This window comes from Pseudoxanthomonas sp. SGNA-20 (assembly GCF_003931635.1).
Classification (GTDB): Bacteria; Pseudomonadota; Gammaproteobacteria; order Xanthomonadales; family Xanthomonadaceae; genus Pseudoxanthomonas.
In genome coordinates, this window is the sequence record NZ_RRYK01000001.1 from 579881 (window position 1) to 605476 (window position 25596).

Sequence of the window (25596 nt, forward strand, 5' to 3'; positions counted from 1 at the left end):
ATCTTTTCATCCGAATACAGGGATATAGCCCGATGTCCAGCTATCTCTTCACCTCCGAATCGGTCTCCGAGGGCCATCCGGACAAGATCGCCGACCAGATCTCCGATGCGGTCCTGGACGCCATCCTGGCGCAGGACAAGCGCGCCCGCGTGGCCTGCGAGACCCTGGTGAAGACCGGCGCCGCCATCGTCGCCGGCGAGGTGACCACCACCGCCTGGGTGGACATCGAGGCGCTGGCGCGCCGCATCATCAACCAGATCGGCTACGACAACTCCGGCGTCGGCTTCGACGGCCACACCTGCGCCATCATCAACATGCTCGGCAAGCAGTCCCCGGACATCGCCGCCGGCGTGGACCGCAAGAAGCCGGAGGAACAGGGCGCGGGCGACCAGGGCCTGATGTTCGGCTACGCCTGCAACGAGGCGCCGGAGTTCATGCCGGCCCCGATCTACTACTCGCACCGCCTGGTCGAGCAGCAGGCCAAGGTCCGCAAGAAGAAGAACTCGCCGCTGCCGTGGCTGCGCCCGGACGCCAAGAGCCAGGTCACCCTGCGCTACGACGGCAACAAGGTGGTGGGCCTGGACGCGGTGGTGCTGTCGACCCAGCACGACCCGGGCATCAGGCACAAGGACATCGTCGAGGGCGTCTACGAGTACATCCTCAAGCCGGTGCTGCCGAAGAAGTGGCTGGAGACGCTGCCGAAGAAGAAGCTGCACATCAACCCGACCGGCATCTTCGTGATCGGCGGCCCGGTGGGCGACTGCGGCCTGACCGGCCGCAAGATCATCGTCGACACCTACGGCGGCATGGCCCGCCACGGCGGCGGCGCGTTCTCCGGCAAGGACCCGTCCAAGGTCGACCGCTCGGCCGCCTACGCCGCCCGCTACGTGGCCAAGAACGTGGTCGCCGCCGGCCTGGCCGACAAGTGCGAGGTGCAGGTGTCCTACGCCATCGGCGTGGCCGAGCCCACCTCGATCTCGGTCACCACCTTCGGCACCGGCCGCATCCCGGACGCGCAGATCGAGAAGCTGATCCGCAAGCACTTCGACCTGCGTCCGTACGGCATCATCAAGATGCTGGACCTGGTGCACCCGGTGTACCAGGCCACCGCCGCCTACGGCCACTTCGGCCGCAAGCCGTACGAGGTCAGCTACACCGACGGCGCCGGCAAGAAGCAGGTCGCCACCGCCTTCTCCTGGGAGAAGACCGACAAGGCCGAGGCGCTGCGCGCCGACGCCAGGCTGAAGTAATCCGCCCCGCCGCATCCGCGGCGGCCGGAACCAGCGAAGGGCCGCGCGATGCGGCCCTTCGCTTTTGCGCGGCGGCTACAGCCGCACGCTTACCCGGACCGATTCGGCGCCACCGGCGCGGGCGGCGACCACGCGTTCGCCGATGCGCTCGAACACCAGGTCCAGGCGCGCCCCGCCCACGTCCAGCCGCTCCACCCACAGCCGGTCCACGCCCGGCGGCAGCTGCGGGTGCTCGATCGCCACCTCGCCGGCCAGCGCATCCACCTCCAGGCCCAGGCAGGCCTGCAGCAGCATGAACACCGAGCCGGCCGACCAGGCCTGCGGCGTGCACGCCACCGGATAGGCGATCGGCGGCTCGCCGGCGCTGCGCGGGAAGCCGCAGAACAGTTCCGGCAGGCGCATGTCGAAATGGGTCGCCGCCTCGAACACCTCGCCCAGCAGGCGCGCCGCCTGGCGGCGCGCGCCGTAGCGCGCCATGCCCGCCGCGCACAGGGCCACGTCGTGCGGCCATACCGAGCCGTTGTGGTAGGACATCGGGTTGTAGCGCGGCTGGTCCGCGGCCAGGGTGCGCACGCCCCAGCCGTTGTCGAAGCGCGGCGAGGCCAGCTGCGCGATCACCCGCTGCGCGCGCTCCGGTGGCGGCAGGCCCACGTACAGCAGGTGCCCGGGATTGGAGGCCAGCACCCGGCACATGCGCCCGTCGCCATCGCGCGCCAGCGCGTAGAAGTCCAGCGCCTCGTCCCAGAAGCGCGCCTCCACGGTCCGGCGCAGGCGCCCGGCGCGCGCCTCCCAGGCTTGCGCCGCCGCGTGCTCGCCACGCTCGCGCGCCAGCGCCGCCATCGCCCGCAGCGCCTCGTAGGCATAGCCCTGCACCTCCACCAGCGCGATCGGACCGGAGGGCAGCTGCCCGTCCTCGTGGAACACCGAGTCCTCGCTGTCCTTCCAGCCCTGGTTGGACAGGCCGCTGTCCTGCCCGCGCGCGTAGGCCAGCAGGCCGTCCGGGTCGGCGTCGCAGCTGCGCTCGATCCAGCCGGTGGCACGCTGCAGCGCCGGCCACAGCTGGTCGATGAAGGCGCGGTCGCCGGTGCGGCGGAAGTAGCGGCCGGCCAGGGCCACGAACAACGGGGTGGTGTCCACGCCGCCGTAGTACAGGCCGAACGGCACCTCGCCCAGCGCCGCCATCTCGCCCTTGCGGGCCTCGTGCATGATCTTGCCCGGCGCCGAATCGCGGAAGCTGGAATCCTCCGCGGCCTGGCGTTCGGCGAGGAAGGCCAGCACGCCGCGCGCCAGGCCCGGGTCCAGCCACAGGGTCTGCAGCGCGGTGATGATGGCGTCGCGCCCGAACGGGGTGGAGAACCAGGGAATGCCGGCGTACGGGTAGCGTCCCGAAGGCAGGTCGCTGGCCAGCAAGGCGATGTCGGTGCGCGAGCGCTCCACCCAGGCATCGAACAGCAGGCCGCTGCCGCGCAGGCGCGCCCCGGAGCGGCGCCGCGCGCGCAGCGCGCGCCGGGCCTGGGCCATGGCCCGGCGGTGGCGGGTGGCTTCCGGCTGGCCGGCGTCGGCGCCGGCCTCCAGGTACAGGGCGAAGCTCGCGCGCGGGTCCAGCCGCAGTTCGAAGCGCGCCATGCCCTCCTCCAGCCGCGCCGGCGCGGTGGAGAAGGCCAGCACGGTGCGCCGCTCCACCCCGTCCAGGCCCTGGTAGCGCAGCACCACGCGGTCGGCCGCGGCCTCCACCTGCGGGTAGTTGCCGCGGCGCACGCGCTCCATGCCGCGTACCTCGAACATGTCGCGGAAGTCGGCGGCGAACTCCAGGGTCAGCGGCACCGACACCGGCACGCGGTCGTAGTTGGAGCAGACGATGCGCTCGTGCAGGCGTCCCTGCCACAGGAAGCGCGAGCGCTCGATGTGGATCACGCCCCGCCCCGCCGCCGCGCTGCCGCCGATCGGCGGCAGCGGGCGGTTGGTCAGGTGCGCGGTGAACACCACCTTGTCGTGCGCGGTGGCGGCGCTGAGCAGGGTCGGCGCGGTGCCGTCCAGGCCCAGGCGCAGCCGCGACAGCACCCGGGTGCCGTCGTGGAACAGGCCATCGGCCACGTCGCCGCCGTGGATGTCGCCCAGCGCGTCGCTGACCAGGAAGCTGTCGCCGTCCTTGAGCGAATAGCTCACCTGGCGGCTGGCCGGGAGGGTGCGCGCCATGCGCATGGCTCAGGCCCTGCGCACGAACGCGTCGCCGTCGCCGGCCACGGCGTCGTTGGCCGCCTCGGTGGCGCGGGTGGCCAGGCGCCGGTACAGGTCCAGGTAGCCGCGCGCCATCACCGTGGACGAGAAGCGGCGCTCGAACACCCGGCGGATCGCGGCGCGGTCCAGCTCGGGCAGGCGTTCCACCGCGGCCACCGCTTCCTCCATCGAGGCGACGATGAAGCCGGTGACGCCGTGCTCCACCACCTCGCGCACCGAGCCGTGGTCCCAGGCGATCACCGGGGTGCCGCAGGCCATGGCCTCGATCATCACCAGGCCGAACGGCTCGGGCCAGTCGATCGGGAACAGCAGCGCGGCGGCGTGGCCAAGGAAGCCGGACTTGTGGGCGTCGTCGATCTCGCCGATGAACTCCACGCCCCCGGCCTCCAGCATCGGCTCGATGCAGTCATGGAAGTAGACCGCGTCGGCCGCGTCGACCTTGGCCGCCATGCGCAGCGGCATGCCGGCGCGGGCGGCGATGTCGATCGCGCGGTCCGGGCGCTTCTCCGGCGAGATCCGGCCCAGGAACGCCAGGTAGTCGCCGCGCGGCGACTCCGGCGGTTGCAGCAGGTCCTCCGGCAGGCCGTGGTGCACCGTGCCCAGCCAGCTGGCGAAGCGCAGCGGCTGGCGTTGCTGGTCGGAGATGGACACCAGCGGGTAGCGCGGCCACAGCCGGTAGGCCTGGGCCAGGCCGGCCAGGTCCAGCCGCCCGTGCAGGGTGGTCACGGTGCGCCCGGCCAGGTCCTCGAACATCGGGAAGTGCAACAGGTCGACGTGGAAGTGCAGCACGTCGAACTCGTCGGCGCGGCGGCGCACCTCGTGCAGCATGGCCAGGTGCGCGGCGACGTCGGACTTCAGCGGCTCCGGATCCAGGCGCAGGGCCTGGTCGCGGCAGGCCACCAGGCGCGCGCGGGTGCGGCTGTCGCCGCTGGCGAACACGGTCACCTCGTGGCCGAGCTGCACCTGGGCGTCGGCCAGGTAGGCGACGATGCGCTCGGTGCCGCCGTACAGGCGCGGCGGGACGGCTTCGTACAGGGGTGCGATATGGGCGATGCGCATGCCGGGCCCTCCTCAGCGGCGGCCCGGGCCGCCGGCTGACGGCCTGCGCGCGTGGCGGTACAGGATCAACACGTCTACGTTCATCGTGCTCCTCCTCGTTGCGGTCGCCGGCGGCAAGCCACGGGCCACGCCCGCGGCCGGGCGGCCACGGGCAACGCAAGGGGACGCACGGCCAGCACCGTCGGTCGGCCCGGAAGACACACGGGGGACGGTGGAAGCGGTGTTTCCGCGGCCGGCCGTGGGCGCCGCCGCGGCCGGGAATCTGGGGACGGCGGCGGCGCTTTCAAGCCCCGCCGCCCGGGCCCGGCCGCGCCGGGCGGGGGCCGGCCTCAGCCGGTGTTCTGCACGCCCTGGGATACGCCGTTGACGCTGGCCACCAGCGCCCGCAGCAGGGCATCGTCCTCGCGCCCGCTGGCGCGCCAGCGCCGCAGCAGGTCGGCCTGGAGCACGCTGATCGGGTCCACGTACGGGTTGCGCAGGCGGATCGACAGGGCCAGGCGCTGGTCATGCTGGAGCAGGAACTCGTGCCCGTTCAGGCGCAGCACCCAGTCGCGGGTGCGCGCGTGTTCGTCGCGGATGCGCGGGAAGAACTGCGCGTGCAGCTCATCCCCGGCCAGGCGCGAGAACATCTCGGCGATGCCCATGTCGCCCTTGGCCAGGACCATGGAGATGTCGTCCAGGAAGGTGCGGAAGAACGGCCAGTCGGCGGCCATTTCGCGCAGCACCTCCTCGCCGTGCCGCTCCACCGCCGCCTGCAGGCCGCTGCCCACGCCGAACCAGCCGGGGATCACCGCGCGCGCCTGGCTCCAGGCGAACACCCACGGGATCGCGCGCAGGTTGGACAGGGCCGCGTCCTCGCCCAGCCGGCGCGAGGGCCGCGAGCCGAGGGTCATGCGCTCGATCACGTCGATCGGGGTGGCACTGCGGAAGTAGTCCATGAACCGCGGCGCCCCGACCAGGGCGCGGTAGGCCACGCTGCTGGCCTCGGCCACGGTGTCCATCACCTCGCGCCAGCGCGCCTCGCGCGGCTCCGGCGGGCGCGGGCGGATGCTGGAGACCAGCACCGCGCCGGTGGTCTGCTCCAGCGAGCGCAGGGCCAGGGCGCGGATGCCGAACTTGCGGTGGATGGCCTCGCCCTGCTCGGTCACGCGCAGGCGGCCGTCGACGCTGCCGCGCGGCGAGGCGTCAACCGCGCGGGTGGTCTTGCTGCCGCCGCGGCTGAGCGAGCCGCCGCGGCCGTGGAAGAAGGTCAGGCGGATGCCATGCTCCTCGGCCACCTGCAGCAGCTCCACCTGGGCGCGCTGCAGGCTCCAGCGCGAGGCGGCGATGCCGCCGTCCTTGCCGCTGTCCGAGTAGCCCAGCATCACCATCTGCACGTTGCCGCGCGCCTGCAGGTGTTCGCGGTACACCGGGTCGGCCAGCAGGTCGCGCAGGGTGGCCGGGCCGTGGCGCAGGTCGTCCACGGTCTCGAACAGCGGGGCGATGTCCAGCGGCACCCGGCCGGCCTCGTCCACCAGGCCGCCGCGGCGGGCCAGGGCCAGCACCGCCAGCACGTCGGCGCGGCTGCGCGCCATGCTGATGATGTAGGCGCCCAGCGCGTCGGGCCCGTGGCGGCGGCGGGCGTCGACCAGGGCGCCGAACACCGCGTCCAGGCGCCGGTTGCCCTCGTCGCCGGCCTGCGGCAGCGGCTGGCCGGCGCCGGCATGCCCAGCCAGGATCCGCGCCTGCTCGACCGGGTCGCGGCTCTCCCATTGTTCGTCGCCGAGCGCGGCGGCGATGGCGCGCGCGTGCACGGTCGATTCCTGGCGCACGTCCAGGCGTGCCAGGTGGAAGCCGAAGGTACGCAGGCGCCACACCAGGCGCCGCACCGAGAACCAGCCGGCGTGCACGCCGCGGTTGTGCTCCAGGCTCTTGCGGACCAGGTCCAGGTCGGCGGCGAACTCCTCCGGCGAACCGTAGCCGCTGGCCTGGTCCTCCAGCGTGGCCAGCAGGCGCGCGCGCATCAGCTCCAGCAGCAGGCGGTAGGGCATGTCGGCGTGGCGCGGGCGGCTGGCGGCGGCCGCCTGCGGCAGCAGCGCGCGGTACTGCTCCAGCCGCTCCAGCACCGCCGCGTCCACCCCGACCACGCCCGTGCTCTGGGTCAGCACGCTGGCCAGCTGCTGCAGCTCGGCCGCGTACTTGCCCAGGATCGCGCGGCGCTGGGCGTCGAGGGTGTTGCGGATGGTGTTGGCGTCGACGTTCGGGTTGCCGTCCATGTCGCCGCCGACCCAGGTACCGAAGCGCAGCAGGCGCGGCAGCTCGGTGGCGATGCCGAAGGTATCGCCCAGCGCGTGCTCCAGGGTCTCGTAGAACACCGGCATGATCCGGTACAGCACCTCGGTCAGGTAGAAGCCGACGTGCTCGCGCTCGTCGTCCACGGTCGGGCGCACCGGCGAGGAATCGGCGGTCTGCCAGGTCGAGGTCAGGGCCATGCGGAAGCGCGCCAGGTCGGCGGCGCGCTCGCCCGGGGTGCGGTTGCCGTCGAGGTCGTCGATCAGCGCCGCCACCATGATCTGTTCCTTCTCCAGCAGCGCGCGCCGCACCGCCTCGGTCGGATGCGCGGTGAACACCGGCTCGATGTCGATCCGCTCCAGCCATTCCAGCAGCTCGGTCGGTTCCACCCCGGCCGCGCGCAGGCGGCGCAGGGCATCGAGCAGGCTGTCCGGCTGCGCCTTGTCGCCGCCGGCGCGCTGGTAGTCGCGGCGGCGGCGGATGCGGTGCACGCGCTCGGCGATGTTCACCACCTGGAAGTAGGTGCTGAAGGCGCGCACCAGGGCTTGGGCATGGGCCGGCTCCAGGCCGTCCAGCAGCGCCGACAGCGAGGCCATGCCGCCGCCGTTCTGGCGGCGGGCGATGGCCGTGGTGCGCACCCGCTCCACTTCCTCCAGGAACGCCGGCGACTCCTGTTCGGCGAGCATCTCGCCGACCAGCGCGCCGAGGCGGCGCACGTCGTCGCGCAGGGGAAGATCCGGTGGAGCAAACTCGAGGTTGCGGGGAGCGTTCATCGGCACGCGCACGGCTCTGCTTTGACCAGCGATCTGGCAGCTTAGCCGGGGGTTGTGCGGCGCCGCAAAAGTTTCAGGCGTATCGGAAACCGTCGCCGTGCCGCGCATCGGGGCCGGCCCGGTCGCAGGCCACGCGGGGCGGCTCCCCGCGCCGGAGCGCGACCCGGCTGGCCGAAGCCCGGATGCGGCCCCCTGCCGCGCCGGGTTCATCCCCCGATCCGGATGCGCCGATATAATGCGCCGGCGCCGTCGAGGGGCGCTGCGACCAAGGATCGCGCGGGTTTCCCGCCACCGCCCGCCAGCCGGGCCGGACTTGGCCAGGCTCGACGCGCATCTTCCGCGACAACGGCGCCCGGACCACTGGGGACTCCCCCTTTCCTCCGGAGCATGCAATGAACGCCGTAGCACAGACCTCCCCCGCCACCGCCCCGTACCGCGTCGCCGACATCTCGCTGGCCGACTGGGGCCGCAAGGAGATCGACATCGCCGAGCACGAGATGCCGGGCCTGATGTCGATCCGCCGCAAGTACGCCGCCGCGCAGCCGCTGAAGGGCGTGCGCGTGACCGGCTCGCTGCACATGACCATCCAGACCGCGGTGCTGATCGAGACCCTGAAGGACGTCGGCGCCGACGTGCGCTGGGCCTCGTGCAACATCTTCTCCACCCAGGACCACGCCGCGGCGGCGATCGCCGCCACCGGCACCCCGGTGTTCGCCTGGAAGGGCGAGACCCTGGAGGAATACTGGGACTGCACCCTGGACGCACTGACCTTCACCCTGCCCGACGGCACCCTCGCCGGCCCGCAGCTGGTGGTGGACGACGGCGGCGACGTCACCCTGCTGATCCACAAGGGCTACGAGCTGGAGCAGGGCGACGACAGCTGGGTCAACTCGCCCTCCTCCTCGCACGAGGAGCAGGTGATCAAGAACCTGCTCAAGCGCGTCGCTCAGGAGCGCCCGGGCTACTGGACCCGCGTGGTCGCCGACTGGAAGGGCGTGTCCGAGGAGACCACCACCGGCGTGCACCGCCTCTACCAGCTGGCCGAGGCCGGCAAGCTGCTGGTGCCGGCGATCAACGTCAACGACTCGGTCACCAAGAGCAAGTTCGACAACCTCTACGGCTGCCGCGAGTCGCTGGCCGACGGCCTCAAGCGCGCGATGGACGTGATGCTGGCCGGCAAGGTCGCCGTGGTCTGCGGCTACGGCGACGTCGGCAAGGGCTCGGCGCACTCGCTGCGCGCCTACGGCGCGCGCGTGATCGTCACCGAGATCGACCCGATCTGCGCGCTGCAGGCGGCGATGGAGGGCTTCGAGGTCGCCACCGTCGAGGACACCCTGGGCAAGGCCGACATCTACGTCACCACCACCGGCAACCGCGACATCATCACCCTCGAGCACATGCAGGCGATGAAGGACCAGGCCATCGTCTGCAACATCGGCCACTTCGACAACGAGATCCAGGTCGACCGCCTGAACAACTCCGGCGCCGTGCGCCTGAACATCAAGCCGCAGGTGGACAAGTACACCTTCCCCTCGGGCAACAGCATCTTCCTGCTGGCCGAAGGCCGCCTGGTGAACCTGGGCTGCGCCACCGGCCACCCGAGCTTCGTGATGTCCAACAGCTTCTCCAACCAGACCCTGGCGCAGATCGACCTGTGGCAGAACAAGGACAAGTACGAGAAGGTGGTCTACCGCCTGCCGAAGAAGCTGGACGAGGAAGTGGCGCGCCTGCACCTGGAGAAGATCGGGGTCAGGCTGACGAAGCTGACCCAGGCCCAGGCCGACTACCTGGGCGTGCCGGTCGACGGCCCGTTCAAGCCGGAGCACTACCGCTACTGACCTGTCCCCCGGGACGGAACACGGAACGGGCGCCGCGAGGCGCCCGTTTCCGTTTGCGCGCGGCTCAGACCATGCGCTGGGCGGCGGCGATCTCCTCCGGCGTGGCCGTCGTCTTCATCACGATCGAGCGGATCGCCTCGGAAACGCCGGTCAGCGGCACCCGGTCGGACAGGCGGCGGAAGGTGTCGCGGCTGTCGTAGCCGGAGCTGTCGGTGAGGTAGGTGTCGTACATCTGCAGCAGCTCCTGGCAGGCGGCCGACAGCGAGCGCTGGCTGCCGGCGGCCAGGGCCTTGCCGACCCGGTCGAAGGTGTGCAGGCAGTCGGACAGCCACAGCAGGTCGTAGCGCGCCTTGCTGTGCTCCGGCCCGTAGTGGCCGCGGGTGTAGGCGCTGTAGTCGCGGATCGCGGTCGCGACCCGGGCCACGTGCTCGAACAGGGTGCCGATCTCGCCGGAGATGTCCAGGCAGTCGATCATCACCGTCGGCACCGGCCGTTCCTCCGGCTCGGCCTCGCTTTCCTCCAGCTCGCGGCGCAGGGCCGCGTGCTCGCGCTGGAGGGCCTCCAGCTGCAGCGCCAGCGACTGCGCCTTCTCCTCGGTCCGGCGCAGCGCGGCGCGGTAGCGGGCGATGCGGTCCTGGGCCTGGCCGTGCGCGCTGCGCGCGCGCCGCAGCCGGCGCGCGCCGATGACCGCCAGCGCCGTGGCGCAGGCGGCCCAGATGGCCAGGACGGTCATCATGACGATCGGGAAGATGCTCATGCGCTCGGATCGGCAGTGGCAGGTTCGCGCCGGCAGCGGGCGCGCCGGACCATCCCCCGCGCGGGGCTGGCACCTCTAGATCGGCCGCGACCGCCCGGTCCTGAAGCCCGGCCGGGCCACGGACCGCGGCGGCGGCGGTTCAGGGCCGCCAGTTGGCGTTGTTTTCCCAGAACTCCACGCTGCGGCGGTAGGCCTCGCGGTCCAGCGGCACGCCCGAGCCGCCCTCCTCCACGCCCAGCGCGTTGCGCATCATGGTGATGGGCGCCATCGGGATTTCCTCCGGCTCCATGGTGTACAGGCAGCCGACGATGCCCCAGTCGCCGTCGATCGGGCTGCCTTCCTTCGCCAGTTGCTCGGCGCTGTACAGGATCGGGATCAGGTAGTTGGCCACCGGCGGCTCCACCCCCTCGAACCACCGCACCAGCACCGGCAGCTCCTCGCGGGTGCGCGCCTCGTAGGCCGAGCGCAGCAGGTGCCGGTTGGCATCGGTGATCGGCACCGTCAGGCAGCGGGTGCTGGTCCAGTTGCGGTGCACGTGCAGCTTGCAGAACGGCGCGTAGCCGTCGAGCACCTTCAGCGGCGGATGCTCGTTGAGGTAGCGCTCGAACTCCTCGGCGCTGCAGTCGCGGATGGTGTTGCCCCGCGGCTGGCGCGGGAACAGGCGGGTGCGGGCGAAGGGGGTCATTACGATGCGCATGGCCCATTTTGGGCCGTGATTCGTGATTCGTCATTCGTCATTCGAAAAAGCAAGGCATCCCCCTGCGCCCCAACCCCGGGGTCCCCGGCCCTCCAATCACGAATCACCAATCACGAATCACCAATCACCAATCACGGCTTCTACCCATCCATCGCGATAAAGAGATATGATTGCGGCGCCCCTCGGGAAATGCCGCGATGACGCCGATCAGCTTCGAGTTCTATCCGCCCAAGACCGACGAGCAGCGCGCGCAGCTGGACCGCGCCGCCAGCCGCCTGGCGGCCTGGGGCCCCGAATACGTCTCCTGCACCTTCGGCGCCGGTGGCTCCACCCTCAGCTACACCGCCGACACCGTGCGCCACCTCAACCAGCACCATGGGTTCGAGGCTGCGCCGCACCTGTCCTGCGTGGGCGGCAGCCGCGAGGAGATCCGCGAACTGCTGCGGCGCTACCGCGAGCTCGGCTGCCGCCGCGTCGTCGCCCTGCGCGGCGACCTGCCATCGGGCATGGGCCATCCCGGCGACCTGCGCTACGCCGCCGAGCTGGTGCAGCTGATCCGCGCCGAGCACGGCGACCACTTCCGCATCGAGGTGGCGGCCTACCCGGAAACCCATCCCCAGGCCGAGGACGCGCTGGCCGACCTGCGCCACTTCAAGGCCAAGGTCGAGGCCGGCGCCGACGCCGCGATCACCCAGTACTTCTACAACGCCGACGCCTACTTCCGCTTCGTCGACGACGCGCGCCGGCTGGGCGTGGAGGTGCCGATCGTGCCCGGGATCATGCCGATCTCGAACTTCACCCAGCTCAAGCGCTTCTCCGAGGCCTGCGGCGCGGAGATCCCGCGCTGGATCGCCCGGCGCATGCAGGCCTATGGCGACGACCTGGCGGCGGTGCGCGAGTTCGGGGCCGACGTGGTCGCCGACCTGTGCCGGCGGCTGGTCGCGGGCGGCGCTCCGGCCCTGCACTTCTACACCCTCAACCTGGCCCGGCCGACCGAAACCGTGCTGCAGCGGCTGGCCTGACCCGGCGTTCGCCTCCCGTGCACGGGGGGCGTCGCTAGGCTCGGGCGCATGTCCTGCCGGCTGCCGCCCCTGCCCCGCCTTGCCCTTGCCGCGCTGGCCGCCGCGGCGGCACCCGCACTCGCGCAGGACAGCATCAAGCGCTGCGTCGACCCGGCCGGACGCAGCGTGTTCACCGACCGCCGCTGCAGCGAGCTGGGTGCGGTGCCGACCGCGCCGGAAGAATTCCTGGCGCCGACCCCGTCCACGCCGGATGCGCCGGCCGACGGCCCCGCCGGCGGCGCGGGGCAGACTCCGCCCCCCGGCGGCTGCCCGCGCACCCCGTCGCAGCTGGCCGGGCGGCTCAACCGCGCCCTCGCCACCCGCGACGGCAACCGTCTCTCGAGCCTGTACGACTGGGTCGGCGTCTCCGGGCGCGCGGCCGCACGGGTGCTGGACCGGCTGGAACGGATCGCGGCGCGGCCGGTGCTCGGCATCGACCCGGTGCTGTCCGCGGCGCCGGCCAGCGAGCCGCCGCCGGCGGTGGCGGAACCGGAACGGGAGCCGGTGCCGGAGCTTGCGGGCATGTCCGGATCGGCGCCGCCGGAAGCCGCACGCTGGCTGCCGGACTGGATGCGCATGGACGGCGGCGGCACGGGCAGCGCGCGCGGCAGTGCGGATGAAGCACTGGCGCAGGCAGCGGCAGAGCCGGTACTGCTGGCCTCCACCGCCGCGCCGCCACCGGCGCCGCGCACGGTGGGCCTGCGCGTGGAGCAGGCCTTGCCGGGCACGGCGACGCCGGCGCGGACCGTGTTCGGCCTGCAGCGCCGCTTCGGCTGCCTGTGGCTGAAGCTCTAGCCGGCGCGCACCGCGGCCGCCCCGCGGCCGCCGAAGGCCAGGGTCGCGACCACGCCGTGCTGGCCGTCCTCGCGCGGCCTGACGCTGACCTCCCAGCCGTACAGCTCGCACAGCCGGCTGACGATCGACAGGCCGATGCCCGCGCCCTGCGAATGCCCGGCGTGGGTGCCGCGGTAGCCGCGGCGGAACAGGCCGGCCGCATCCTCGCTGCTGAGCCCGGGCCCGGTGTCGACCACCTGCACCGCGCCCGGCAGCAGCCGCACCCGCACCTCGCCGGAAGGCGTGTACTTGACCGCGTTGCCGATCAGGTTGCCCAGCGCCACCGACAGCGCCGCCTCCGGCGCCTCCACCACCAGCTCGCCCTCACGCCCTTCCAGGCGCAGCTCCAGCGACTTGCCGCCCAGCTGCGCGCGGTGCGATTCCAGCAGCTGCTCGGCGACCACGGCCACGTCGCTGCGGCCCTGGCCACGCTCGTTGCGCGACAGCAGCAGCAGCGAGCCGATCAGGTCGCTGCACTGCTGCTCGGCGCGCTGGATGCGCAGCAGCCGGGCGCGGGTGCGCTCGTCCAGGTCCGGGCGCGACAGCAGCAGTTCCACCGCACCCTTGATCACCGCCAGCGGGGTGCGCAGCTCGTGGCTGACGTCGGCGTTGAACTCGCGGTCGCGCTGCACCACCTCGGTCAGCCGGGTGGCGTAGTCGTCCAGCGCCTCGGCCAGCTGGCCGACCTCGTCCTCGGGGAAGTGCGGCGCCAGCTTCTTCGGCTGGCTGCTGCCGCGGTAGGCGCGCAGGCGCGCGGCCAGCTCGGTCACCGGGCGCATCACCCGCGACGCCGACCACCAGCCGATCAGCCACGACAGCGCGCTGAACAGCACCAGCGAGGCGAACAGCGCGCGCTTGAGCTGGGCCTCGCCGCGCAGCGCCTGGGTCATGTCGTAGGCCAGGAAGAACCACTCGTCAGGGGTCTTGCGCACCGCCAGCTTGTACGCGAACGGCTCGCCGTCCTCGTCGCGGCCGACGATGTTGTGGATCCCGTCCGGCAGCTCGTACCAGTCCGGCTCGTCGCGGCGCAGCTGCTCGAAGTCCGGGCGCCGCACCACCCGCCCGTACATCTGCTGAACCGGCAGGTCCGGGTTGCGGGTCGGGTCGATGTAGAACCGGCGCGCGTACTCGTTGATGTTGCGGTTCATCACGTCCTCGACCAGCTGGTTCTCCACGCGCTGGCGCGCGTAGTCGGTGAGGAACGCGAACAGTGCCGTCAGGCCGGTGCCCAGCAGCAGGAACGAGAGGATGATGCGGGTGCGCAGCCGCCTGCGGAAGCGGCGCGGCCGGCGGCGGCCGGGCGGCCGTTCCGCCGGCGCCTGCTCAGTTGCCACCTTCGGGGGCTGCGATGCGGTAACCGATGCCATGGCGGGTCTGGATGTAGGGGGTGGCGAAGGGCTTGTCCACCACCGCCCTCAACCCGTGGATGTGGACCCGCAGGGAATCGGAATCGGGCAGTTCCTCGCCCCAGACGCGCGTTTCCAGCTCCTGGCGCGTGACCACCGCCGGCGAGGCCTCCATCAGCGCCTGCAGGATCTTCAGCGCGGTGGGGTTGAGCTGCAGCAGCCGGCCCTCGCGCCGCACCTCCAGGGTGTCCAGGTTGTACTCCAGGTCGCCGACGTTGAGGATCCGGGTCTGCACGCCCTTGCCGCGCCGGGCCAGGGCGTTGAGCCGCACCTCCACCTCCTGCAGCGCGAACGGCTTGATCAGGTAGTCGTCCGCTCCGGAATCGAACCCGGCGAGCTTGTTCTCCAGGCTGTCGCGGGCGGTCAGCATCAGCACCGGGGTCTGCTTGCGCGCCTCGTTGCGCAGCTTGCGGCAGACCTCGATGCCGTCCATGCCCGGCAGGTTCAGGTCGAGCACGATGGCGTCGAAGTCGTGGACCACGGCCAGGTGCAGGCCGGTCACGCCGTCGGCGGCGAAATCCACGGTGTGGCCGCGGTCCTCGAGGTAGTCGCCGAGGTTGGCGGCGATGTCGCTGTTGTCTTCGATGACGAGTATGCGCACTTAGGATCCTGTCGTTGGCTGGGCGGCTCGCGCCATGGTCGGGCGGGAGCGCATCGGGTTCTGCGCGCGCGGCCGCGCGGCCGCGGCCACGCGGTTGGCGGCGCGCCAGCGGCCGGCCGGGAGGCGGCGGCACGCCAGGCGACCATCCTCGCGTTTGCGGGTGAGCATGGCGTTTACGCGGGCCGGGGCGGAACGCGCCGTCCAGGCCGCCGGCCCGGCGGCGGGCCCCATGGCGGTCGGTGGAAGCGGCAGCGGCTTGCGCATCAGGGTGCTCCGGTCGGGAAGGTCCGCTTGCGCGGTGGGCAGGCGGGGTTCCGCGCCGTCCGATTCTGCCCCTGCGCCGAGTGGGGCGGCAATCCGGGCCCCGGACCTACAAAAAGGCCCAGGCCTGACCGCCTGGGCCGAAGTAGTGCCCCGATTACCGTAGTCCCTGGACACCGGCGGGCGGCAACCCGCCGGGGACGATGGAGCCTGCGGTCCGGGCGAGACTACGGACGGGGCGATTAAAGGGGTGTTAAAGCCCCCTGGCCGCCGCCCGGGTCTTGCATAAGTTATTGATCCAAAAGACTCACGCGTTGGGCGACGTGGTCGATGATGGCCCCGGCCACGTCCACCCCGCAGGCGCTCTCGATGCCCTCCAGGCCCGGGGTCGAATTGACCTCCAGCACCAGCGGGCCGCGGCTGGAAGCGACCAGGTCCACCCCCGCCACCTCCAGGCCCAGGGCCCGGGCCGAGCGCACCGCCACCTCCTGCTCGCGGGCGCTGGCCTCGGCCGGGCTGGCCTGGCCGCCGCGGTGCAGGTTGGAGCGGAACTCGCCCTCGGCCGCCTGGCGGCGCATCGCCGCCACCACGCGGTCGCCGACCACGAAGCAGCGCAGGTCGGCGCCCGCGGCCTCGGCCACGAACTCCTGCACCAGGAAGTTGGCGTACAGCCCGCGCAGGGCCTCGACCGTGGCGCGCGAGGCCGAGGCCTTTTCGGTCAGCACCACCCCCGCGCCCTGGGCGCCCTCGTTGAGCTTGACCACGTGCGGCGGCGGGCCCAGCAGCGAGAGCAGGTCGTCGGTGTCGTCGGGGTTGTCGCCGAACACCGTGGTCGGCAGGCCGATGCCCTGCGCGGCCAGCAACTGGTGCGCGCGCAGCTTGTCGCGCGCGCGCAGGATCGCGTCGGAGGGATTGGGGGTCCAGCTGCCCATCAGCTCGAACTGGCGCAGCACCGCGGTGGCGTAGCGGGTGACCGAAGTGCCGATGCGCGGGATCACCGCATCGTAGCCGGACACCGGCTTGCCCTTGTAGCGCATGGCGAAGTCGCCCGGGGCGATGCGCATGTAGCAGCGCAGCGGGTCCAGCACGCGCACGCTGTGGCCGCGGCCGCGCGCGGCCTCGACCAGGCGCCGGGTCGAGTACAGCGAGCCGTTGCGGGAAAGGATCGCCAGCTTCATCTCGATCTCGCGCGGTCCGCGTGCATGGCCCGGAAACGCAAGACGCCGCGGCTCGCGCGGCGTCTTGCGGGATATGGAGCGGGAGACGGGAATCGAACCCGCGTTAGCAGCTTGGGAAGCTGCAGTTCTACCATTGAACTACTCCCGCACGGCCGGAAGTCTATGCGGCCGCGGGGCACGGGCGCAACGCCCGTGCCCGCCACGGCGCCGGCTCAGAAGCCGCCGGCCAGGCCCAGGAACAGGCCGGCGTCGGTGCCGCCGGCGCGGTCCAGGGTGCCGCGCGCGCCGAGGTCGGCCTTCAGCCCGAACAGGTTGAAGCGCGCGCCCAGCACCACCGTGCCGTAGCTGTCGTCGATGTCCAGGCCCGGCACTGCGAACTCCACGCCCGGCATGGTCTGCAGCCGCGCGGTGGCCCGCGCCGGCGCGTCCTCGAACTCGCGGTCCCAGGTCGCGCGCAGGTACGGGGTGAAGTCGCCGGTGTCGTAGCTCAGCTGCCAGCCCAGGCTGCCGACCAGCGAGTCGCGCGACTGGTCCGGCAGGACCAGGGCGCTGGAGGAGGTGTTGCCCTCGGTCCAGCCGTCCAGGTCGATCTTCTGCCACAGCAGCGAGGCCACCGGGCCGTGGCGCAGCGCGCCCTCGCCGAACTGGAAGCCGCCGGACACGCCCACGGCACTGGCATGGCCCTCGGTCGAGCCGGAGTGGCGGCGCAGCGCCGGGCCGATGCGCACGTCGCGGTCCACGTCCAGGTCCAGGTAGGTGTAGCTGGCCTGCGCGTTCACCCAGGCGCGCTGGCCGTACCAGCCGACGAAGCCGCCGAGGGTGGTCTCGTCCTGGGTGAAACCGCCGCGGTTGCGGCCGAAGTCGGCGTCCATGCGCCCGTAGCCGGCGAAGCCGCCGGCGACCAGGCCGTTGCCGTTGGACCAGTCCACCCCGAACAGCGCCGCCGGGGCCATGCCGTCGTACAGCTTGCCGTGGTCGTAGCGCTGGTGGTCGGCGCGCAGGCCGCCCCACCAGCGCACCCCGGCCGCGGCCGGGCGGCCGTCCACGTGCAGGGCCACCTGGTCGGCGCGGCTGCGCCCGGTCACCGTCGCCGCGTGCGGCAGGATCGCCGCCAGGCGCGGGCCTTCCAGCACCGAGACGGCGTAGTCGGCCAGCATCGCGTGGGCCGCGCCGGTGGGATGCACGCCGTCGGCGAACAGGTAGGTGGTGCCGGCGTCCGGGCTGGCGTAGCTGGTCGGGTTGCAGGCCAGCGAGCTGCTGCCCGGCGGCAGGCAGGCCACGCCGGTGACGTTCGCCAGCCCGTAGGTCGCGGGGCTGGCGGCGATCTCCCGCAGCAGGTTGAAGGTATCCAGCGGGATCACCTTGTAGCCGGCCTGGCCCAGGGCGCCGTACAGCGCCTCGTTGTAGCCGGCCGACAGCGCGGTGAGCGTGGCCTGGGCCACGGGGCCGGCGGCGATGGCGCTGGGGGTGATGCCGATGTCGGGCAGGTTCGGGACCAGGATGTAGCGGGCACCGGCCGCGTCCAGCGCGCCCACCGCCTGCACGGTGCCGCCCACCGCGGCGGCGATGGTGGCATCGACCGGGGCGCCGTCGCTGATGGCGAAGATGTCGTTGGCGCCGGTCCACACCGTGTACAGCGCCGAGCCGTCGGCGCGGCCGCCATTGGCGCCCAGGTAGGCCTGGACCTGGCTGAGGGTGCTGTCGGCCGGGGCGTTGGGAACAGCGGCCCGCGAGCCACCCTGGGCGTAGTTGTCGCCGCCGTCCACCGCCGGGCTGGCGTTGGTGCCGTAGTGCTGGGCCAGCTGCTCGGACCAGACCAGGGCCGGGTTGGTGGTGAACTTGCCGGCGAACGCCCGCGCCTCCGGCGGGACCAGGCCGCGGAAGTGGCCGGAGTCGGTCAGGCTGTCGCCGAAGAACACGGTGCGGCTGTATTCCCCGGCCATCGCCGGGGCGGCCGCCAGGGCCAGGGCCAGCGGCAGCAGCTTGCGCAGGGGACGGAACTGGGACATGCGGAACTCCTGTGGTGCCGGGCATCGGCGGGCCGGCGATGGTTGGTTGGAACCGAAACGGTTGCCGCAATGATCGGCGATGCGCGCGCCGGCTCCACGCTGCGCTGCGGCAGGCGCCGCGGGATGCGACAATCGCGGCCATGGACATCGTGCTGAACGGAGAGCCGCGCAGCCTCGCGGCCGCAACCACCATCGCATCGCTGCTGGAAGCCGAGGGCCTGGCCGGGCGCCGGGTCGCGGTCGAGGTCAACGGGGAAATCGTGCCGCGCGGCAGCCATGCCACCCACGTGCTGGCCGAGGGCGACCGGGTCGAAGTGGTCCATGCCCTGGGCGGCGGCTGAGCAGGAAGCGCCGCGCCGGTTCCGCCTGCACGCGCCGCGGGCCATAATCGGCCGATGAACAACGTTCCCGCTTCCGATCCGCTGGTCATCGCCGGCCGGACCTTCCATTCGCGCCTGCTGACCGGCACCGGCAAGTTCAAGGACCTGGACGAGACCCGCCGCGCCACCGAGGCCGCCGGCGCGCAGATCGTCACCGTCGCCATCCGCCGCACCAACATCGGCCAGAACCCGGGCGAGCCCAACCTGCTCGACGTGCTGCCGCCGGAGAAGTACACGATCCTGCCCAACACCGCCGGTTGCTACACCGCCGAGGACGCGGTGCGCACCTGCCGGCTGGCGCGCGAGCTGCTGGACGGCCACAACCTGGTCAAGCTCGAGGTGCTGGGCGACCAGAAGACCCTATACCCGGACGTGGTGCAGACCCTCAAGGCGGCCGAGCTGCTGGTGGCCGACGGCTTCGACGTGATGGTCTACACCTCCGACGACCCGATCCTGGCCCGCCAGCTGGAGCAGATCGGCTGCGTGGCGGTGATGCCGCTGGCCGCGCCGATCGGCTCGGGCCTGGGCATACAGAACCGCTACACCCTGCTGGAGATCATCGAGAACGCCAAGGTGCCGGTGCTGGTCGACGCCGGCGTGGGCACCGCCTCGGACGCGGCCATCGCCATGGAGCTGGGCTGCGACGGCGTGCTGATGAACACCGCCATCGCCGGGGCCAAGGACCCGGTGCTGATGGCCAGCGCCATGCGCAAGGCGGTGCAGGCCGGGCGCGAGGCCTTCCTGGCCGGGCGCATCCCGCGCAAGCGCTACGCCAGCGCTTCCTCCCCCGTGGACGGACTGATCGGCTGACGATGACCGACCCGTTCACCAGCGAGGGCGCCAAGGCCCCGCCCAAGCCCTACACCGCCAGCGAGGGCCGGCGCGAGATCCGCAGCTTCGTCCTGCGCCAGGGCCGGTTCACGCCGGCGCAGCAACGCGCGTTCGACGAGGCCTGGCCGCGCTTCGGCATCGACTACACCGGCCAGGTGCGCGACTACGACGCCCTGTTCGGCCGCGCCGCGCCGAAGGTGATGGAGATCGGCTTCGGCAACGGCGAGGCGCTGCGCTTCGCCGCGCAGCAGGACCCTTCGCGCGACTACATCGGCCTGGAGGTGCACGCCCCCGGCGTGGGCCGCCTGCTCAACGCCCTGGCCGCCGACGGCAGCGACCACGTCAAGGTCTACCACCACGACGCGGTGGAGGTGCTGCGCAACGAGGTCGCCGACGGCGCCCTGGACGAGATCCGGATCTACTTCCCCGATCCGTGGCACAAGAAGCGGCACAACAAGCGCCGCCTGGTGCAGCCGGAGTTCGCCGCGCTGCTGGTGCGCAAGCTGCGCATCGGCGGCCGCCTGCACCTGGCCACCGACTGGGAGCCTTACGCCGAGCACATGTGGGACGTGCTCGAGGCGACCCCCGGGCTGGCCAACCGCGCCGGCCCGCGCGGCCACGTGCCGCGCCCGGAATGGCGGCCGCAGACCCACTTCGAGCGCCGCGGCCTGAAGCTGGGCCACGGCGTGTGGGACCTGCTGTACGACCGCACCGACGCCCCCTCGCCGGAGCCCGTCGCAGGATGAGGCACCTGGCCGTGGCCGCCGTCGTGCACCTGGCATGCGGCCACGGCCGCCGTCCCGCCACGGGCCGGCGCTGAGCACGGGGACGCCATGGAATCCGGCCTGACCCTGACCAACGACATGCGCCTGGTGCTGGGCCTGGTGGCCTTCACCATGGCGATGTTCGTGTTCGACCGGATCCGCGCCGACCTGGTCGCGCTGGTGGTGCTGGTGGTGCTGGGCGTGACCGGCCTGGTGGCGCCGGAGGAGATCTTCAGCGGCTTCTCCGGCAACGCGGTGATCAGCATCATGGCCACGATGGTGCTGGGCGCGGGCCTGGACCGCACCGGCGCGCTCAACCGCCTGGCCGGCTGGCTGCTGCGGCGCGGCCACGGCATCGAGCAGCGGCTGATGCTGATGACCACCGCCATCGCCGGCCTCAATTCCTCGTTCATGCAGAACCCGTCGGTGATGGCGCTGTACCTGCCGGTGGCCTCGCGCCTGTCCACCCGCACCGGGATGGCGCTGTCGCGGCTGCTGCTGCCGCTCGCCGCGGCGATCGTGATGGGCGCGGCGCTGACCATGGTCGGCAACTCGCCGCTGATCCTGCTCAACGACCTGCTGGTCTCGGCCAACAACAACCTGCCCTCGGGCATGGCCACGCTGGAACCGCTGTCGATGTTCGCCCCGGCGCCGGTGGGCCTGGCCCTGCTGGTGGGCTCGCTGCTGTACTTCCGCTTCTACGGCAACCGCAAGCTGGCCGAGGAGGAAACCGGCGGCGAGAACGCCACGCCCTCCAGCACCGAGGGCTACTTCGCCCGCACCTACGGCCTGGACGGCGACGTCTACGAACTGGCGGTGACCGCCGACAGCCCGCTGGTGGGCATGACCCTGGGCGAGGCCGAGAACCTGCACGACGCGCCGGTGCTGCTGGCGCTGAAGACCGGCAACGACACCCGCCTGGCGCCGCCGGCGGACATGCGCATCTGGGTCGGCAGCGTGCTGGGGGTGATGGGCCGCCGCCAGCAGGTGGCCGACTTCGCCCAGAACCATTTCCTGCGCATGTCCTCGCGCCTGCGCAACCTCGGCGACCTGTTCAACCCGGCGCGCGCCGGCATCTCCGAGGCGGTGGTGCCGCCGACCTCGACCTTCATCGGCAAGACCGCGCGCGAGATGCGCCTGCGCCAGCGCCTGGGCATCAGCCTGCTGGCGATCAACCGCGACAAGCAGGTGATCCGCGAGGACGTGCGCTCGCTGCCGCTGCGCGCCGGCGACATGCTGGTGTTCCACAGCTTCTGGCAGGACCTGGCCCAGGCCGCGCGCAGCCGCGACTTCGCCGTGGTCACCGACTACCCCAAGGGCGAACAGCGCCCGCACAAGTTCAAGATCGCCATGGCGATCTTCGCCTTCACCATCCTGGTGGCGCTGTTCGCGCGCCTGCCGGTGTCGCTGATCCTGATGACCGGCGTGGCCGGCATGCTGCTGGCCGGCGTGCTGAAGATGGACGAGGCCTACGCCGCCATCAACTGGAAGACCGTGTTCCTCACCGCCTGCCTGATCCCGCTGGGCTGGGCCATGGACAGCAGCGGCGCGGCGGCGTGGGTGGCGGGCAACACCCTGGACCGGCTGCCGGAGGGCACCCCGCCCTGGGTGCTGCAGATCGTGGTGGCGCTGCTGACCACCGGCTTCTCGCTGGTGATCAGCCACGTCGGCGCGACCATCGTGATGGTGCCGATCGCGATCAACCTGGCGCTGGCGGTGGGCGGCGACCCGACCGCGTTCGCCCTGGTCACCGCGCTGTCGGCCTCCAACAACTTCATGACCGCCTCCAACCCGGTGATCTCGATGATCACCGGCCCGGCCGGCTACACCTCGCGCCAGCTGTGGCGCGTGGGCGGACCGTTGTCGCTGCTGTACTCGGCGATCGCGGTGACCGTGGTCAACCTGATGTTCTGGGGCCGCTGAGCCGGTTCAGGCCAGCCACACCTGGCCGTCGCGCACTTCCACCGCCACCGGCCGCAGGCGGTCGCCGCGGCACGGCCCGGCCACGCAGCCACCCTGCTCCAGCTCGAACGCGGCGCCATGCGCGGCGCACACCAGCTGGCCCTCGCGGCTCTTCAGGAACTGTCCGGGGGCCCAGTCCAGGCGCCGGCCGGCATGCGGGCAGACGTTGAGCCAGGCGCGCACGGCCTCGCCGCTGCGGTACACCACCAGCGACTCGGACTCGCCGTCGATCACGGCCTGGGCCTCGGCCAGGGCGCCGTCGGGCAGGGCGTCCAGGCTGAGCAGGGGTTCCTGGTTTAACGGATTCATCACACCTCGCGTGGGCATCGCGCCGATACTGCCGGCCACCGCCATTCTGGCACGGCACCGAAATGCACCAACGCTCCTTCCGCTTCGACAGTGCGCGCCTGCGCGACCTGTTCCAGCCCCGCAAGCCGCGGCACCCGCTGCTGCGCGTGGCCCTGGGCGTGGTCGGCGTGGCCCTGCTGGCGCTGCTGGTGTTCTTCAGCGTGTTCGTGGGTGCGGCCATGCTGGCCGCCGGCCTGGCCTGGAAGCTGCTGCGCGGGCGCGGCAGCGCGCGCCCGGGCGCACGCCCGGTGATGGACGGCGAGTACCGCGTGCTGCGCCGCCAGGCCCTGCCCCGCTGACCCGGGCCTGCCGCCCCGGCTAGACTGTGCGGCCCTCCAGCCAGCGGGCCGCCCATGAGCGCCGATAACCAAGACGTCATCCCCGCGCCCCCCGTGCCGCGCCTGGCCGTGCGCGGCGGCGGCCGCTTCCCGGTACGCCGGATCTATTGCGTGGGCCGCAACTTCGCCGACCACGCCCGCGAGATGGGCGCCGCGGTGCCGGGCAGCAAGGCCGAGCGCGGCACCCCGGTGTTCTTCATGAAGCCGGCCGATGCGGTGGTCACCGACGGCGTGGTGCCCTACCCGCCGGCCACCGCCGACCTGCACCACGAGGTCGAGCTGGTGGTGGCGATCGGCCGCGACGCCCCGGCCGGGGTGCTGCCGGTGGAACAGGCGCAGGCGCTGGTGTTCGGTTACACCGTCGGCCTGGACCTGACCCGCCGCGACCTGCAGGCCGCGGCCAAGCCCAAGGGCCTGCCCTGGGACACCGCCAAGGGCTTCGACCATTCCGCGCCGGTGGGCGAACTGCTGCCGGCGGCCGAAGCCGGAACCCTGGACGGGCGCGTGCTGGAGCTGCAGGTCAATGGCCAGGTGCGCCAGCGCGCGCCGCTGTCGGACCTGATCTGGGACGTGCCGGAGATCCTGCACGAGCTGTCGAAGCTGTATGCCTTGCGCGCCGGCGACCTGGTGTTCATGGGCACCCCGGCCGGAGTGGCCGCGCTGCAGCCCGGTGACGCCTTCGCCGCCAGCCTGGACGGCATCGCCACCCTGCACGGCCGCGTCGCCGCCTGATCGCCGCCCGCGCCCGGCGCGGGTTACGCTTCGCGCCCGTGCCGCGGGCACCCGTAGACAGAGAAGGAGAACGAGATGGGCATGATCAGCGAGTTCAAGGAATTCGCCATGCGTGGCAACGTCATCGACCTCGCCGTGGGCGTGGTGATCGGCGGCGCCTTCGGCAAGATCGTCACCGCGCTGGTGGACAAGGTCATCATGCCGCCGCTGGGCTGGCTGATCGGCAACGTCGACTTCTCCGACCTGGCCTGGACCCTCGCGCCGGCGCGCGTGGCCGCCGACGGCAGCGAGATCCCGGCGGTGGTGATCGGCTATGGCGAGTTCCTCAACACCGTCATCCAGTTCCTGATCGTGGCCTTCGCCATCTTCATGCTGGTCAAGGGCGTCAACCGCCTGGCCCGTCGCCGCAAGCAGGAAGAGGAAGCCCCGGCCGCGCCGCCGGAGCCGAGCGAGGAAGTGCTGCTGCTGCGCCAGATCCGCGATTCGCTGCAACAGCGCTGAGCGGACCCGCCGCTCCCGTGACCAAGCGCACGGGAGCGGCCCGGCGGGGCTTGCTAGGCTCGGCTTTTCCCAACGCCGGAGCCTCGCCGCAATGCGCCTTGCCCTGCTTGCCGCCGCCCTGCTGGTCCCGCTGGCGGCCGTCGCCGCCGAAACCCGCATCCCCGACCGGGCCCTCGAACAGGCCGCGAGCCTGCGCGAGCGGGCCCTGGCCGACGACACCGCCTGGAAGGTCACCGAGTCGCTGACCACCGAGATTGGCCCGCGCATCGCCGGCAGCGAGGCCGACGCCCTCGCCGTGGCCTGGGCGGTGGCCAAGTTCCGCGAGCTGGGCTTCGACAAGGTGTGGACCGAGCCGGTGACCTTCCCGAAGTGGGAGCGTCGCAGCGAAAGCGCCGCGGTGGTCGGCGCCAACGCGCAGCCGCTGGCGGTCACCGCCCTGGGCGGCAGCCCGGGCGGCACGGTCGAGGCCGAGATCGTGCGCTTCCCCGACCTGGCGGCGCTGGAAGCGACGCCGGAGGGCTCGCTGGCCGGGCGCATCGCCTTCGTCGACTACCAGATGCCCGCCGCGCGCGACGGCAGCGGCTACGGCCCCGGCGGCGCGATCCGTTCGCGCGGCCCGTCGCTGGCGATCCGCAAGGGCGCGATCGGCTTCCTGATGCGCTCGGCCGGCACCGACAGCCACCGCGTGCCGCATACCGGCATCACCCACTTCGACGAGGGCCTTGCCCCGGTGCCCTCGGCCGCGCTGAGCATCCCCGACGCCGACCAGCTGGCGCGCCTGGCCGCGCGCGGCCCGGTCAAGGTGCGGCTGTCGCTGGATTGCGGCTGGGACGGCGAATACACCTCGCAGAACGTGATCGGCGAGATCACCGGCCGCAGCAAGCCCAGGGAAGTGGTGCTGCTGGGCGCGCACCTGGATTCCTGGGACCTGGGCACCGGCGCGGTGGACGATGCCGCCGGCATCGGCATCACCATGGCCGCCGCGCGCCTGATCAAGCAGATGCCGCGGCGCCCGGCGCGCAGCATCCGCGTGGTCGCCTACGCCAACGAGGAACAAGGCCTGGTCGGCGGCAGGGCCTACGCGGACAGGCATGCCGGCGAGATCGCGGTGCACCAGCTGGCCGCCGAGAGCGACTTCGGCGCCGGCCGCATCTACGCCTTCAACACCGGCGCGCCGGGGTACGCGCAGGCCGCCACCCGCCAGATCGCACAGGCGCTGGCGCCGCTGGGCATCGAGCACGCGCCCGGCCAGGGCAGTCCCGGCCCGGACATCATCCCGCTGTCGGCCAGGGGCGTGACCTGGGCCTGGCTGGCCCAGGACGGCAGCGACTACTTCCACCTGCATCACACCGCCGACGACACCCTCGACAAGATCGACCCGGAGGCGCTGAAGCAGAACGTCGCCGCCTGGGCGGTATTCGCCTGGCTGGCGGCCGAGGCCGAAGGCGACTTCGGCAGCAAGCCGGGCGCCACCCCGCGGCCGGCGAACTGATCGCGCAAGGCCTCC

22 protein-coding genes, 1 tRNA gene and 1 riboswitch are annotated in these 25596 nt (G+C 72.3%); of the genes, 12 read left to right on the forward strand and 11 right to left on the reverse strand.

What is annotated here, in order from left to right:
• The first annotated feature begins 32 nt into the window (after positions 1–32).
• Entirely contained in the window at positions 33–1250 is a 1218-nt protein-coding gene (gene metK / locus EIM48_RS02565) for a methionine adenosyltransferase (RefSeq protein WP_019397447.1), read from the forward strand.
• A gap of 75 nt (positions 1251–1325) precedes the next feature.
• Here metK and EIM48_RS02570 read toward each other — a convergent pair whose 3' ends face one another.
• From EIM48_RS02570 to ppc, 3 genes are all read right to left on the reverse strand, one after another.
• Positions 1326–3446: an amylo-alpha-1,6-glucosidase gene (locus EIM48_RS02570; protein ID WP_232210965.1), complete on the reverse strand. Its 2121-nt coding sequence runs from the start codon at positions 3444–3446 to the stop codon at positions 1326–1328.
• Positions 3447–3455: 9 nt separating this feature from the next.
• Entirely contained in the window at positions 3456–4547 is a 1092-nt protein-coding gene (locus tag EIM48_RS02575; RefSeq protein WP_125111017.1) for a glycosyltransferase family 4 protein, read from the reverse strand.
• Positions 4548–4876: 329 nt separating this feature from the next.
• Positions 4877–7591: a phosphoenolpyruvate carboxylase gene (ppc, locus tag EIM48_RS02580; RefSeq protein WP_125111018.1), complete on the reverse strand. Its 2715-nt coding sequence runs from the start codon at positions 7589–7591 to the stop codon at positions 4877–4879.
• A gap of 245 nt (positions 7592–7836) precedes the next feature.
• A riboswitch (S-adenosyl-L-homocysteine riboswitch) is annotated at positions 7837–7952 on the forward strand.
• A gap of 31 nt (positions 7953–7983) precedes the next feature.
• Here ppc and ahcY point away from each other — a divergent pair.
• Positions 7984–9429: an adenosylhomocysteinase gene (gene ahcY / locus EIM48_RS02585; RefSeq protein WP_125075886.1), complete on the forward strand. Its 1446-nt coding sequence runs from the start codon at positions 7984–7986 to the stop codon at positions 9427–9429.
• A 64-nt stretch (positions 9430–9493) separates the two neighbouring features.
• Here the strand turns inward: ahcY and EIM48_RS02590 are convergent, their stop codons facing one another.
• Both EIM48_RS02590 and EIM48_RS02595 read right to left on the reverse strand, forming a co-directional pair.
• Complete coding sequence (locus EIM48_RS02590; protein ID WP_125111019.1) at positions 9494–10186, reverse strand: hypothetical protein; 693 nt, start codon at positions 10184–10186, stop codon at positions 9494–9496.
• A gap of 139 nt (positions 10187–10325) precedes the next feature.
• Complete coding sequence (locus EIM48_RS02595; RefSeq protein WP_028914590.1) at positions 10326–10883, reverse strand: DUF3228 family protein; 558 nt, start codon at positions 10881–10883, stop codon at positions 10326–10328.
• 197 nt (positions 10884–11080) lie between these two features.
• Here EIM48_RS02595 and metF point away from each other — a divergent pair, with 197 nt between their 5' ends.
• Together metF and EIM48_RS02605 are read left to right on the forward strand one after the other, a co-directional pair.
• A complete protein-coding gene (metF, locus tag EIM48_RS02600) occupies positions 11081–11905 on the forward strand; it encodes a methylenetetrahydrofolate reductase [NAD(P)H] (protein ID WP_125075885.1) in 825 nt (274 codons plus the stop codon).
• A 48-nt stretch (positions 11906–11953) separates the two neighbouring features.
• Positions 11954–12739, forward strand: a complete 786-nt coding sequence (locus tag EIM48_RS02605) for a hypothetical protein (protein WP_125111020.1) — start codon at positions 11954–11956, stop codon at positions 12737–12739.
• Here EIM48_RS02605 and EIM48_RS02610 read toward each other — a convergent pair.
• The 5 genes from EIM48_RS02610 to EIM48_RS02630 form a co-directional block, all read right to left on the reverse strand.
• Positions 12736–14145 carry a HAMP domain-containing sensor histidine kinase gene (locus tag EIM48_RS02610; protein WP_051403623.1) on the reverse strand — a complete coding sequence of 470 codons (1410 nt, stop codon included), beginning with the start codon at positions 14143–14145 and terminating at the stop codon, positions 12736–12738. The two genes, EIM48_RS02605 and EIM48_RS02610, sit on opposite strands and share 4 nt — an antisense overlap.
• Positions 14102–14785, reverse strand: a complete 684-nt coding sequence (locus EIM48_RS02615; protein WP_019398513.1) for a response regulator transcription factor — start codon at positions 14783–14785, stop codon at positions 14102–14104. The genes EIM48_RS02610 and EIM48_RS02615 overlap by 44 nt, the downstream gene beginning before the upstream one ends.
• Before the next feature lie 551 nt (positions 14786–15336).
• Positions 15337–16224 carry a 30S ribosomal protein S6--L-glutamate ligase gene (gene rimK, locus EIM48_RS02620; protein WP_019398514.1) on the reverse strand — a complete coding sequence of 296 codons (888 nt, stop codon included), beginning with the start codon at positions 16222–16224 and terminating at the stop codon, positions 15337–15339.
• A gap of 74 nt (positions 16225–16298) precedes the next feature.
• A tRNA-Gly gene (locus EIM48_RS02625) sits at positions 16299–16372 on the reverse strand.
• A 64-nt stretch (positions 16373–16436) separates the two neighbouring features.
• Positions 16437–18233 carry an autotransporter domain-containing esterase gene (locus EIM48_RS02630; protein WP_019398515.1) on the reverse strand — a complete coding sequence of 599 codons (1797 nt, stop codon included), beginning with the start codon at positions 18231–18233 and terminating at the stop codon, positions 16437–16439.
• 140 nt (positions 18234–18373) lie between these two features.
• Here EIM48_RS02630 and thiS point away from each other — a divergent pair, with 140 nt between their 5' ends.
• The 4 genes from thiS to EIM48_RS02650 all read left to right on the forward strand — a co-directional run bounded on the left by thiS (position 18374) and on the right by EIM48_RS02650 (position 22131).
• Positions 18374–18574, forward strand: a complete 201-nt coding sequence (gene thiS, locus EIM48_RS02635; RefSeq protein WP_019398516.1) for a sulfur carrier protein ThiS — start codon at positions 18374–18376, stop codon at positions 18572–18574.
• A gap of 54 nt (positions 18575–18628) precedes the next feature.
• A complete protein-coding gene (locus tag EIM48_RS02640; RefSeq protein ID WP_019398517.1) occupies positions 18629–19423 on the forward strand; it encodes a thiazole synthase in 795 nt (264 codons plus the stop codon).
• A gap of 2 nt (positions 19424–19425) precedes the next feature.
• Positions 19426–20190 carry a tRNA (guanosine(46)-N7)-methyltransferase TrmB gene (gene trmB / locus EIM48_RS02645; protein WP_019398518.1) on the forward strand — a complete coding sequence of 255 codons (765 nt, stop codon included), beginning with the start codon at positions 19426–19428 and terminating at the stop codon, positions 20188–20190.
• An 87-nt stretch (positions 20191–20277) separates the two neighbouring features.
• Positions 20278–22131 (forward strand): SLC13 family permease, encoded by a 1854-nt coding sequence (locus EIM48_RS02650; RefSeq protein ID WP_125108497.1) that lies wholly within the window; start codon positions 20278–20280, stop codon positions 22129–22131.
• 6 nt (positions 22132–22137) lie between these two features.
• Here the strand turns inward: EIM48_RS02650 and EIM48_RS02655 are convergent, their stop codons facing one another.
• Positions 22138–22479, reverse strand: a complete 342-nt coding sequence (locus EIM48_RS02655) for a Rieske (2Fe-2S) protein (RefSeq protein WP_125108498.1) — start codon at positions 22477–22479, stop codon at positions 22138–22140.
• A gap of 62 nt (positions 22480–22541) precedes the next feature.
• On the opposite strand from EIM48_RS02655, the gene EIM48_RS02660 reads away from it, so the two are divergent.
• The 4 genes from EIM48_RS02660 to EIM48_RS02675 all read left to right on the forward strand — a co-directional run bounded on the left by EIM48_RS02660 (position 22542) and on the right by EIM48_RS02675 (position 25581).
• Positions 22542–22817 carry a hypothetical protein gene (locus tag EIM48_RS02660; protein WP_019398521.1) on the forward strand — a complete coding sequence of 92 codons (276 nt, stop codon included), beginning with the start codon at positions 22542–22544 and terminating at the stop codon, positions 22815–22817.
• Positions 22818–22871: 54 nt separating this feature from the next.
• On the forward strand, positions 22872–23588 hold the full coding sequence (locus tag EIM48_RS02665; protein ID WP_125111021.1) for a fumarylacetoacetate hydrolase family protein: 717 nt from the start codon (positions 22872–22874) through the stop codon (positions 23586–23588).
• Between the two features lie 75 nt (positions 23589–23663).
• Positions 23664–24089 carry a large-conductance mechanosensitive channel protein MscL gene (gene mscL, locus EIM48_RS02670; RefSeq protein WP_028914584.1) on the forward strand — a complete coding sequence of 142 codons (426 nt, stop codon included), beginning with the start codon at positions 23664–23666 and terminating at the stop codon, positions 24087–24089.
• A gap of 91 nt (positions 24090–24180) precedes the next feature.
• The gene (locus EIM48_RS02675; RefSeq protein ID WP_125111022.1) at positions 24181–25581 is read left to right on the forward strand and encodes a M28 family peptidase; all 1401 of its coding nucleotides are present in this window, start codon (positions 24181–24183) and stop codon (positions 25579–25581) included.
• Positions 25582–25596: the final 15 nt, after the last annotated feature.

Excerpts from the sequence above, each read along its gene's own strand:
- metK (WP_019397447.1), top strand. The coding sequence starts at position 33 with ATGTCCAGCTATCTCTTCACCTCCGAATCGGTCTCCGAGGGCCATCCG.
- EIM48_RS02570 (WP_232210965.1), bottom strand. The coding sequence starts at position 3,446 with ATGGCGCGCACCCTCCCGGCCAGCCGCCAGGTGAGCTATTCGCTCAAG.
- EIM48_RS02575 (WP_125111017.1), bottom strand. The coding sequence starts at position 4,547 with ATGCGCATCGCCCATATCGCACCCCTGTACGAAGCCGTCCCGCCGCGC.
- ppc (WP_125111018.1), bottom strand. The coding sequence starts at position 7,591 with ATGAACGCTCCCCGCAACCTCGAGTTTGCTCCACCGGATCTTCCCCTG.
- ahcY (WP_125075886.1), top strand. The coding sequence starts at position 7,984 with ATGAACGCCGTAGCACAGACCTCCCCCGCCACCGCCCCGTACCGCGTC.
- EIM48_RS02590 (WP_125111019.1), bottom strand. The coding sequence starts at position 10,186 with ATGAGCATCTTCCCGATCGTCATGATGACCGTCCTGGCCATCTGGGCC.
- EIM48_RS02595 (WP_028914590.1), bottom strand. The coding sequence starts at position 10,883 with ATGCGCATCGTAATGACCCCCTTCGCCCGCACCCGCCTGTTCCCGCGC.
- metF (WP_125075885.1), top strand. The coding sequence starts at position 11,081 with ATGACGCCGATCAGCTTCGAGTTCTATCCGCCCAAGACCGACGAGCAG.
- EIM48_RS02605 (WP_125111020.1), top strand. The coding sequence starts at position 11,954 with ATGTCCTGCCGGCTGCCGCCCCTGCCCCGCCTTGCCCTTGCCGCGCTG.
- EIM48_RS02610 (WP_051403623.1), bottom strand. The coding sequence starts at position 14,145 with ATGGCATCGGTTACCGCATCGCAGCCCCCGAAGGTGGCAACTGAGCAG.
- rimK (WP_019398514.1), bottom strand. The coding sequence starts at position 16,224 with ATGAAGCTGGCGATCCTTTCCCGCAACGGCTCGCTGTACTCGACCCGG.
- EIM48_RS02630 (WP_019398515.1), bottom strand. The coding sequence starts at position 18,233 with ATGTCCCAGTTCCGTCCCCTGCGCAAGCTGCTGCCGCTGGCCCTGGCC.
- thiS (WP_019398516.1), top strand. The coding sequence starts at position 18,374 with ATGGACATCGTGCTGAACGGAGAGCCGCGCAGCCTCGCGGCCGCAACC.
- EIM48_RS02640 (WP_019398517.1), top strand. The coding sequence starts at position 18,629 with ATGAACAACGTTCCCGCTTCCGATCCGCTGGTCATCGCCGGCCGGACC.
- trmB (WP_019398518.1), top strand. The coding sequence starts at position 19,426 with ATGACCGACCCGTTCACCAGCGAGGGCGCCAAGGCCCCGCCCAAGCCC.
- EIM48_RS02650 (WP_125108497.1), top strand. The coding sequence starts at position 20,278 with ATGGAATCCGGCCTGACCCTGACCAACGACATGCGCCTGGTGCTGGGC.
- EIM48_RS02655 (WP_125108498.1), bottom strand. The coding sequence starts at position 22,479 with ATGAATCCGTTAAACCAGGAACCCCTGCTCAGCCTGGACGCCCTGCCC.
- EIM48_RS02660 (WP_019398521.1), top strand. The coding sequence starts at position 22,542 with ATGCACCAACGCTCCTTCCGCTTCGACAGTGCGCGCCTGCGCGACCTG.
- EIM48_RS02665 (WP_125111021.1), top strand. The coding sequence starts at position 22,872 with ATGAGCGCCGATAACCAAGACGTCATCCCCGCGCCCCCCGTGCCGCGC.
- mscL (WP_028914584.1), top strand. The coding sequence starts at position 23,664 with ATGGGCATGATCAGCGAGTTCAAGGAATTCGCCATGCGTGGCAACGTC.
- EIM48_RS02675 (WP_125111022.1), top strand. The coding sequence starts at position 24,181 with ATGCGCCTTGCCCTGCTTGCCGCCGCCCTGCTGGTCCCGCTGGCGGCC.